The sequence below is a fragment of the Tardiphaga sp. genome (assembly GCF_025356345.1).
Lineage (GTDB): Bacteria > Pseudomonadota > Alphaproteobacteria > Rhizobiales > Xanthobacteraceae > Tardiphaga.
In genome coordinates this window covers 1-8392 of record NZ_JANXTC010000280.1, presented here as the reverse complement: position 1 = coordinate 8392, position 8392 = coordinate 1, and the positions used below count along the sequence as shown (strand labels likewise).

The window sequence follows — 8392 nt, the reverse complement described above, 5'->3', positions numbered from 1 at the left end:
CCGCGAGCTTTATCAATCAGGCCTTGTTCTTCTTGCCGAATGCCGGCTTGGCGAAACCCTCGCCGCCTTCACGCTTGGCCTTGGCAATGTATGGCGGCTTTTCCGCGCGCGGCTTCTTGAATGCCGGCCGATCACCCGCCGGCTTGTCGTAGCTCGGCTTGCCCTCATAGCGCGGCTTGTCGCCGGCATAGGGCTTGCGATCGCCTTGCGGCTTGTCGTTCCAAGACTTCTCCTTGTAGGACGACTTGTCCTTGAAGTCCGGCCGGTCACCATCGGAGGTCTTGCCATAGCTCGGCTTGCGCTTGGCGTTCGAATAGTCGCGGTCTTCCGGGTTCGGCCGGCTCGAGGCGATCGCGCCTTCCGGACCGTTCGGCAGCGGCTCGATACGAATGTTGTCTTCCTTGTCCGGCCGCTTGACCATCACCAGGAATTTCTCGACCGCCGCGGCCGAGATCTCGAACTCGGAATTGGCGTCGTAGATCTTGATCGCGCCGATGTCGTTCTTCTCGATGCCGCCACGACGGCAGATCATCGGCAGCAGCCAGCGGGCCTCGGCGTTCTTCTGACGGCCGATGGCGGCACGGAACCACATCGAGCCCTCGCCCATGCTTTCGCGCGGCTTCGACTTCGGCCGAGACTCGCGCGGCGCGGTGCGATCCTGTCCACGGGAGTCGCGGTCATTGCGCGGGGCGCTGCGATCTTCGCGGCCGCGGAACGTGCCGGGATCCTGCACCTCTTCCGGCGCCGGCAGACGGGCGCGATAAAGTCGCGCGAGAGCGGCAGCGATATCCTCGGCCGAACGCTCGGCGAGCATGGCGCGGGCCAGCGTCAGATCTTCCTCGGTGGATTCCTCGGTGAACAGCGTGTCCTTCAACATGCGCTGCTGATCGAGGGTGCGGATTTCCTCCACGGTCGGCGCGGAGCCCCACACCGCATCGATGCCGCCGAGATTGAGCAGCAATTCGGCACGACGCTTGCGCGCGGGCGGCACCAGCAGAACGCTGATGCCTTTCTTGCCGGCGCGACCGGTGCGGCCGGAGCGATGCTGCATGACTTCGGCGTCGTTGGGCAGATCAGCATGAATGACGAGGCCGAGATTCGGCAGATCGATGCCGCGGGCGGCGACGTCGGTTGCGACGCAGACGCGGGCGCGGCCGTCGCGCAGTGCCTGCAGCGCCGAGGTGCGTTCGTTCTGGGTCAGTTCGCCGGACAAGGCGACCACCGAGAAGCCGCGCTCCTGCAGCACGGTCTGCAGATGACGGACGGCGTTGCGGGTGTTGCAGAACACGATGGTGCTGGGCGATTCGAAATAGCGCAGTACGTTGACGACGGCATGGTCGACGTCGTTCGGCGAAATCCGGATCGCGCGATATTCGATGTCGGAATGGCCACCATCGGCGCCGGCCACTTCAACGCGAAATGCCTGCTGCTGGTACTGCTTGGCCAGCGCGACGATGCCGCGCGGCAGGGTTGCCGAGAACAGCAGCGTGCGGCGGGTGGCCGGGGTGGTCTTGAGGATGAACTCCATGTCTTCGCGAAAACCCATGTCGAGCATTTCGTCGGCTTCGTCGAGCACGACGGCCTTGAGCTGCGAGACATCGAGGCGGTTGCGGCGGAGATGGTCGCACAGCCGGCCGGGCGTGCCGACGACGATATGGGCGCCTTCGGCGAGATCGCGCTGTTCCTTGCGGGGGTCCATGCCGCCGACGCAGGAGACGACGCGCGCGCCGGCATATTTATAGAGCCAGGTCAGTTCGCCGTGCACCTGCAGGGCCAGTTCGCGGGTCGGCGCAACGATGAGCGCCAGCGGCAGGCCAGCCTTCGGCAGCTTCTCGGCGCCTTCCAGCAAATTGTCGGCGATGGCCAGACCGTAAGCCACGGTCTTGCCGGAGCCGGTCTGTGCCGAAACGAGGAGATCGCGTCCGGCGGCGTCGTCAGCCAGCACCGCGGACTGCACGGGCGTGGATTCACTGTAGTTACGCTCTGCCAATGCGCGGGCGAGCGACGGACCTGTCGATAAAAATGTCACGGAGATTTCAACCTTGGTTTTGCAAGGACCGCCACGGCGGTCGGGACCCAATTGGACCAAACGGAAACGAATCTGCCGCCCCTCATATTGGGCGGTCACGTCGGGTCCAAAAGTCCGGTGCGGGTGGTTGACTGTGCTTTATGCTGTTCTGCAGCAAAACGCCAATCATTGCTGCCATGTGCGGACATTATCCTTAAAGCTATCGCTAACCCCCTGACAAACGTGGGTTTCTGGACAGATTGTCTTTGCTGAAGCCGAACACTGCACGGGAGGCTGCCGTCCTGCGCGATCCGGTCTAATCTCGGTGACTGAGTCGCGGCAGCCGCCGGATTGCTTCATTGTCAGGGTTCAGCCGTGGAAACCTCGCTCTACCTGCCGGTCAAGAACTTCCTGGAAGGCCTTGGCTTCACAGTGAAAGGCGAAATCGGCGGCTGCGATCTGGTCGCCCTGAACGGCGACGAACCGCCGATCGTGGTGATCGGCGAATTGAAGCTCACCTTCAATCTCGAGCTGCTGTTGCAGGGGGTTGATCGCGCCAGCTCTTGCGACGAAGTATGGCTCGCGGCCAGGCTTTCCATTCGCGGCAAGGGGCGCGAAAGCGACGCGCGTTACCGCAATCTGTGCCGCCGCCTCGGCTTTGGCATGCTCGGCATCACCGATGCCGGCGGCGTCGAGGTGCTGGTCGCGCCGGACGCCATTGCGCCGCGGCGCAATCCGAAGAAGCGCTCGCGCCTGGTGACCGAACACAAGAAGCGGCTCGGTGATCCGGCGCTGGGGGGCAGTACCCGCGCACCAATCATGACCGCCTACCGGCAGCAGGCACTGGCCTGCGCCTCGATGCTGGTGCTGGGTCCGCGCAAGGTGCGCGATCTGACGCCTGATTATCCCGACGCCCAGAAGATCCTGCATCGCAACGTCTACGGCTGGTTCGAAAGCCCGGCGCGTGGCACCTATACGCTTACAGATTCCGGCCACGCCGCTTTGAAACGCTGGCCGCAACCGGCCCGGGCTATCGTGGCCACGCCGTCCGCCGAAGTCTGACGACAAATTGTTTGCGCGACCCTGGGAATAAGACGGCTCGGCTGAGTTGCCGCACCAGTTCCATATTGCAATGCAACATTGGCTCCGTTACGTATCTCAAATCAACATCGAGGCGCGTTATGAGCGAAGATTGGAATACGAAATACGGCACCCGTCGCGTGAAGCGCGATCCGCCGACCCTGGAAGAAGCGATTTTCGCGGCGATGGGGATCACCGAGGATCTGGATCAGCAGGCCGAGATCGCCGCAGCCCTGATGGGCATGCCGCTGGAAGCCGTGCAGACCGAAGTCAAGAAGGTCAGCCGCACCGCCGCGCGTTCAACGCGGGTGATTGCCGGCGAACAGGGCGCGCAGCGCTCGATCGTCGTGGAGCGCAAGGTGTCGCGGCGGATCATCGGCAACGACAAGCGCGTCGGCGCGTAACACGCGCAACGAAAGGCAGGGCGAAGCGCCCTGCCCGCGCGTTCGTTTATGAGCGCCTGCCGATACCACTCATCCTGAACCACAGGCCCCAACAAGCCCGATTGTAGTCCACCACAGCGCGCGCGATGTCGAGCGCCGGGCTGCTCGGCTGGGTGTTGGTGCCAGCCACCGGCGCCTGGCTGAGGTCGATATTGCCGGTGGATTCGCCGTGCCGGAATGACAGACGCGCGCCAAACTTGTTGGCAAGCGCCCGCATGGCATCATTTTGCGCACCGGTGGTGATGCGCAGCGTCTGATAGCCGAGCGAACGCGCTTTCGCGATCAGCTTGGTGAACAGGATGCTGCCGACACCCTGACGGCGAACGCAGGATTCGACGCTGAACGCGATCTCGGGAAGCGAATCGGACGATAGATCCGGTTGATGCAATTCGGCCGCGCCGCGAATCTTGCCGCGTTCGAAATAGGCCAGAATGATGGTGCCGTCGCTGACGCATCTGGCGGCGTAGCGAGTCAGGAAATTGTCGTCCAGTGATACATTGAAGCGGTCGCGCCGGCTGTCCCGATCGAGCCGCAGCAGATGATCCTGAAACAGCGGCAATTCACGCGCGCTCAGCACACGAACATCGCCGTGGGCGGCGGTTGCGCGCCGGACGGCAATCGGATTGGCAGTTGCAGCGTTCGACATGGTCCAGTTTCCTCAAGTTGCCCTCGAGGGGAAGCGTCGACTCCCTAGACCATGAATATGTTGCGTCGCACCATAAAACGCAAGGTGTCAGATGTCGCAAGCTCGGTGGAGAGCGCAAAGATCCATGCACCTATGCAAGATGGTGAGCGATATCTTAACGCGGCATCACAGCACCAGCTGGGTCTGCGTCACCACACCGACCAGCTTGCCATCTTCGGTTTCGATCCGTGTCTGCCAAACCTGGGTACGGCCGCCACGATGCACCGGCGTTGCAATGGCGCGCACCGTCGTTCCCGCCTTGGCCCGGCCGATGAAGTTGGTCTTGCTTTCCAGCGTGGTGGTCCCCTTGGCATCCGGCGGAAGATTGATCACCGTCGCCGCCGCGCCGACCGCATCCGCGAGCGCCATCACGGCGCCGCCGTGAATCATGTGGCCGACGGTGCAGAGATCCTCGCGCACCAGCATGGTGGCCACGACACGCTCAGGTTCCGCCTCGGTGAAAGTGACGCCCATCGAGACTGAAAACGGCATCGCGAGGCTGCTGATCTTGTCCAGAAATGACATGCTGCGATGGTTCTCCCGATCAGCCCGTCGTGGCGCGGGCGGTTGGCCAAAATTCTGGTCAGGCGACCTCGCCGTGACAAGCATTTTGTTTCGCGGCATATCGATGCGATGCGACATTTCCCGCCCCGCCGTATCGTCTGCCTGACCGAAGAGACCGTCGAAACCCTGTATCTGCTCGGCGAGCAGGACCGCATCGTCGGCGTCTCCGGCTATGCCGTCCGTCCCGCCCGGGTGCGCCGTGAAAAACCGCGGGTGTCCGCCTTCATCACGGCGGACGTGCCAAAAATCCTGGCGCTGGATCCGGATCTGGTGCTGGGCTTCTCGGACCTGCAGGCTGACATCGCCGCCATGCTGGTGCGCGCGGGCGTCGCGGTTCACGTGTTCAACCAGCGCGACGTCGCCGGCATTCTGGCGATGATCCGATTGCTCGGCGCGATGGTAGGCGCAGCGGACCGCGCGGAGCAACTCGCCTGCGGCTATGAGCAACGGCTTGCCGAAGTGGCCGCAGCCGGGCAACGCCGTGCGGAGAAGCCAAAAATCTATTTCGAGGAGTGGGACGAACCACTGATCTCCGGGATCGGCTGGGTGTCCGAGCTGATCGGCATCGCTGGCGGCGAAGACATCTTTCCCGATCTGCGCTTTCAGAAGGCCGCGAAAGACCGCATCGTGCTGCCCGGCGCCGTGATGGCGGCGGCGCCCGACGTGATCCTCGCCTCGTGGTGCGGCAAGAAGGTCGTGCCGGAAAAAATCCGGTCGCGGCCAGGCTGGCATGCGATTCCCGCGGTGCGCGACAACCGCATCGTCGAGATCAAGTCACCGCTGATCCTGCAGCCCGGCCCGGCCGCGCTGACGGACGGGCTCGATGCGATCGTAAAGGCATTGTGGCCGAATGACTGACGCAGTCCCGTTTCCCGGACCAGCGCAGCAGCGTGAACCACACCGCGGCGCGTCCGGGAAACGAGCCTGGCGCCGAACTAAACCTTCTCCACGCCGCACCACTCGGCAATGAACAGCGCGGTTGCCTTGGTCGACTTGCGCAGCGATTCGAGGTCGACATATTCGTTGAAGCCGTGCATCGCCTGGCCGTCGGCGCCGAAACACAGGCTCGGGATGTTGTAATTCAGCCCGTAGAAGCGGGTGTCAGTGAGCGCGGTAAAGACAAGGTCGGGCGTGGCTCCGCCATAGACCGAATCATAGGCCTTGCCGAACGCCGCTTCGGGCGCCGCCGAATCCTTCAGCTCATAGCCTTCCGACAGGAAGCCGGACCATTCCACCCGCGGCGGGTTGTTGGACAAGAAGCGATGGTCGCGCGCCGCCTTGTTGATGCAGGCGAGAATCTCAGCCTGCGCGTCGGCCACCGACCAACCGGGCAGGATCGCGATCCGGCAATCGACATCGCACCATGCCGGCACGGAGGACGCCCAGTCGCCGCCCTTGATGATGCCGGGGTTGAAATTGATCGGGTGGGTGACGTCCTTGAAATGCGGATCGCTGGCGGCGCGCTTGTTCCACTCGATCTCGAGCTGCTCGACCGCTTGGATCAAATGATAGGCTGCGGTGATGGCATTGGCGCCGGCGCCGGCTTCGAACACATGCACCGGGAATCCGCGCACCTTGAGGCGGAACCAGATCACACCAACCTGCGAGCGCACCATCTTGCCAGCCGTGGGTTCGGGAATGAAACAGGCATCGGCGCGGTAACCGCGCTGCAGGGTCGAGAGCGCGCCGACCCCGGTGCTTTCCTCCTCGATCACCGACTGAAAATGAATCCGCGCGGTCGGCTTCAGGCCTGCGGCCCTGATCGCATCGAGCGCATAGAGCGCGCCGATGGTGCCCGACTTCATGTCGCAGGCGCCGCGGCCGTACATCCTGCCGTCCTTGATCACCGGCGAGAACGGTGGCGTCTCCCACATGTCGAGCGGTCCGGTCGGCACCACGTCGCAGTGGCCCTGCAGGATCAGCGATTTACCGGTATTGGTTGTCGGCCGGTAGGTGCCGACCACGGTGCGGGCGCGGGAAAAATCATGCTCGATGGGTCCGAACCCCCGAAGATCCTTGAGGTCCTCGACATCGATGTTCCAGTCGTCGATCTCGTAGCCGCGCTCGCGCAGCAGATCGCCGATCATGTCCTGGCACGGGCCCTCCGCGCCGCGGGTCGAGGGAATCGCGACAAAATCCTGCGTGGTCGAAAGCTGCGCGTCGAAGCCGGCATCGACGGCGTCAAGGATTTTGCGGTGAAGGTCAGTGGCAGTCATCAGGTGCAGGCTCCGGAAGTTGAACGTCAGCTTCCAATTCAAGCACATTCCGGGCCATCCCACAGCGGTTTCTGCCCGACTTTGAGAATCGGCTAAGCGTCCCTACAATGATGAAAAATCTCAGACGGAGACTGCCATGTCGGGCAACCGAAACGTGCTTTTCCTCATCATCGGCGCGCTGATCGTCGGGATCGGCGTGCTCGGCTACAATCTTTACCAGACCAAGAAGGAACCGAGCGGGCTGCAGATCAATGTCGGGCCTGACGGCCTCAAGGTGCAGAACAAATGATGCGCGCGCGCATTGCGCTTTGGCTGCTCGGTTCGCTGATTTCATCCGCCTGCGTCTTGCCCGCGGCCGCGCAGGTACAGATTTTCTCGCGTGAACAGGACGTCGTTCAGTTGCGGCTCGGCCAGCGTGTCCAGGTCGACGATGGCTCCTGCCCGACTGGCCAGATCAAGGAAATTTCCGGAACCTCATTGACGACGGCCGGCGTCGCCCGCGTTCGAAAATGCGTGCCACGCTTGGGGACCAAGTCAAAATAGCACGCCCTTTGCGGCGAGCGTTCCGCACCCGGATCACGGCGCAGGCTCGAACATGCACTGCAGGGTGGGCTTCGCGATCCGGCTGAAAGTCGCGCTGATCAGGGGGCGCTTTGCCGCCGGTATCCACTCCGTTTCGATGGTCGGAACGCCCCGCTCGCTGATACCGCGCAGCAGCGCCTCGCGCAGGTCGCTGTCCTCGACCGTCGCCAGCGCGTGATCGTGCAGGCAGCTGCACACCGATTCCGGATGCGCCCATCGCCCGACCATATGCGGCGCGCACAGCCGCACAAACTCGCCGCGCGGATCCGGCAGTTTCTTCCACGCCCAGCTCTGTGCCTGCGCCGCATTTGCGGTCGCCATGATGGCGAAGATGCCAGCGAGAACAGGGCTCGACCATGAACGAAATCGGATCATCAAATTTGCTTTTCGGCTGGCTGGAACGGAGCGATGTCAGCGGGCGGCGGCGACCGTGATCGGCGCGACCGTATCGCGCATCGGCGACCCATTATAAGCGAAGGTCCCGATGCCCGGCAGGCCGGCATCCGAGCCATTAGCGAATGAGAGTCCGACCAGCATGGTTGCAACCGCAATAATGAAGCCGAGGCGGGGCATCGGATGACCTCCTAAATGACGGCAGTCCGCCGCATCACCGCGGAGAATAATAGGAAAGTGCTGTGTCGGGATCTTTGCGTCGATCCGTAAAATGGTTTCGCGGGATGCCTGAATTGTTTCATTGGCGACGGGACGACGAAACATCCGGCCATTCACTTGGCTGGCAAGACGCGCGCCCCCCCCCCGTCGCGCGGGTGAATTTTGAGCGCGACGAGCAAATTAGCGCAGCCACCGCCCGGGA

Annotated in this window: 11 protein-coding genes; 5 read left to right on the top strand and 6 right to left on the bottom strand. The window is 63.2% G+C overall.

Annotated elements, in window-relative coordinates; all coding sequences use genetic code 11:
* Nucleotides 1-16 precede the first annotated feature (16 nt).
* Nucleotides 17-2029, bottom strand: coding sequence for a DEAD/DEAH box helicase (locus Q0S16_RS17400; protein WP_295850554.1), 2013 nt, complete (start codon nt 2027-2029; stop codon nt 17-19).
* A gap of 354 nt (nt 2030-2383) precedes the next feature.
* Here Q0S16_RS17400 and Q0S16_RS17395 point away from each other — a divergent pair, with 354 nt between their 5' ends.
* Complete coding sequence (locus Q0S16_RS17395) at nt 2384-3070, top strand: DUF2161 family putative PD-(D/E)XK-type phosphodiesterase (RefSeq protein WP_295850550.1); 687 nt, start codon at nt 2384-2386, stop codon at nt 3068-3070.
* 119 nt (nt 3071-3189) lie between these two features.
* The gene (locus Q0S16_RS17390) at nt 3190-3492 is read left to right on the top strand and encodes a hypothetical protein (protein WP_295850545.1); all 303 of its coding nucleotides are present in this window, start codon (nt 3190-3192) and stop codon (nt 3490-3492) included.
* A gap of 46 nt (nt 3493-3538) precedes the next feature.
* Here Q0S16_RS17390 and Q0S16_RS17385 read toward each other — a convergent pair whose 3' ends face one another.
* Both Q0S16_RS17385 and Q0S16_RS17380 read right to left on the bottom strand, forming a co-directional pair.
* Nucleotides 3539-4177 (bottom strand): GNAT family N-acetyltransferase, encoded by a 639-nt coding sequence (locus Q0S16_RS17385; RefSeq protein WP_295850543.1) that lies wholly within the window; start codon nt 4175-4177, stop codon nt 3539-3541.
* Between the two features lie 165 nt (nt 4178-4342).
* A complete protein-coding gene (locus tag Q0S16_RS17380; protein WP_295850540.1) occupies nt 4343-4741 on the bottom strand; it encodes a PaaI family thioesterase in 399 nt (132 codons plus the stop codon).
* Between the two features lie 108 nt (nt 4742-4849).
* Here Q0S16_RS17380 and Q0S16_RS17375 point away from each other — a divergent pair, with 108 nt between their 5' ends.
* Nucleotides 4850-5638, top strand: a complete 789-nt coding sequence (locus Q0S16_RS17375) for a cobalamin-binding protein (RefSeq protein WP_295850556.1) — start codon at nt 4850-4852, stop codon at nt 5636-5638.
* Between the two features lie 77 nt (nt 5639-5715).
* Here Q0S16_RS17375 and Q0S16_RS17370 read toward each other — a convergent pair whose 3' ends face one another.
* Nucleotides 5716-6996, bottom strand: a complete 1281-nt coding sequence (locus tag Q0S16_RS17370; RefSeq protein ID WP_295850537.1) for an ArgE/DapE family deacylase — start codon at nt 6994-6996, stop codon at nt 5716-5718.
* A 136-nt stretch (nt 6997-7132) separates the two neighbouring features.
* Between Q0S16_RS17370 and Q0S16_RS17365 the strand changes: the two genes are divergently transcribed.
* Together Q0S16_RS17365 and Q0S16_RS17360 are read left to right on the top strand one after the other, a co-directional pair.
* Complete coding sequence (locus Q0S16_RS17365; RefSeq protein WP_295850534.1) at nt 7133-7285, top strand: hypothetical protein; 153 nt, start codon at nt 7133-7135, stop codon at nt 7283-7285.
* Nucleotides 7285-7539, top strand: coding sequence for a DUF6719 family protein (locus tag Q0S16_RS17360; protein WP_295850532.1), 255 nt, complete (start codon nt 7285-7287; stop codon nt 7537-7539). Before Q0S16_RS17365 ends, Q0S16_RS17360 begins: the two co-directional genes overlap by 1 nt.
* 33 nt (nt 7540-7572) lie before the next feature.
* On the opposite strand, the gene Q0S16_RS17355 is transcribed toward Q0S16_RS17360, so the two are convergent.
* Both Q0S16_RS17355 and Q0S16_RS17350 read right to left on the bottom strand, forming a co-directional pair.
* Nucleotides 7573-7953: a hypothetical protein gene (locus Q0S16_RS17355; RefSeq protein WP_295850530.1), complete on the bottom strand. Its 381-nt coding sequence runs from the start codon at nt 7951-7953 to the stop codon at nt 7573-7575.
* Between the two features lie 36 nt (nt 7954-7989).
* Nucleotides 7990-8295, bottom strand: a complete 306-nt coding sequence (locus Q0S16_RS17350) for a hypothetical protein (protein ID WP_295850528.1) — start codon at nt 8293-8295, stop codon at nt 7990-7992.
* Nucleotides 8296-8392 lie beyond the last annotated feature (97 nt).

What these genes read in the sequence shown, in the direction of transcription:
- Q0S16_RS17355 (WP_295850530.1), bottom strand. Translation starts at nt 7,953, where the DNA reads ATGATCCGATTTCGTTCATGGTCGAGCCCTGTTCTCGCTGGCATCTTC.
- Q0S16_RS17385 (WP_295850543.1), bottom strand. Translation starts at nt 4,177, where the DNA reads ATGTCGAACGCTGCAACTGCCAATCCGATTGCCGTCCGGCGCGCAACC.
- Q0S16_RS17375 (WP_295850556.1), top strand. Translation starts at nt 4,850, where the DNA reads ATGCGACATTTCCCGCCCCGCCGTATCGTCTGCCTGACCGAAGAGACC.
- Q0S16_RS17350 (WP_295850528.1), bottom strand. Translation starts at nt 8,295, where the DNA reads ATGTTTCGTCGTCCCGTCGCCAATGAAACAATTCAGGCATCCCGCGAA.
- Q0S16_RS17370 (WP_295850537.1), bottom strand. Translation starts at nt 6,996, where the DNA reads ATGACTGCCACTGACCTTCACCGCAAAATCCTTGACGCCGTCGATGCC.
- Q0S16_RS17390 (WP_295850545.1), top strand. Translation starts at nt 3,190, where the DNA reads ATGAGCGAAGATTGGAATACGAAATACGGCACCCGTCGCGTGAAGCGC.
- Q0S16_RS17380 (WP_295850540.1), bottom strand. Translation starts at nt 4,741, where the DNA reads ATGTCATTTCTGGACAAGATCAGCAGCCTCGCGATGCCGTTTTCAGTC.
- Q0S16_RS17360 (WP_295850532.1), top strand. Translation starts at nt 7,285, where the DNA reads ATGCGCGCGCGCATTGCGCTTTGGCTGCTCGGTTCGCTGATTTCATCC.
- Q0S16_RS17365 (WP_295850534.1), top strand. Translation starts at nt 7,133, where the DNA reads ATGTCGGGCAACCGAAACGTGCTTTTCCTCATCATCGGCGCGCTGATC.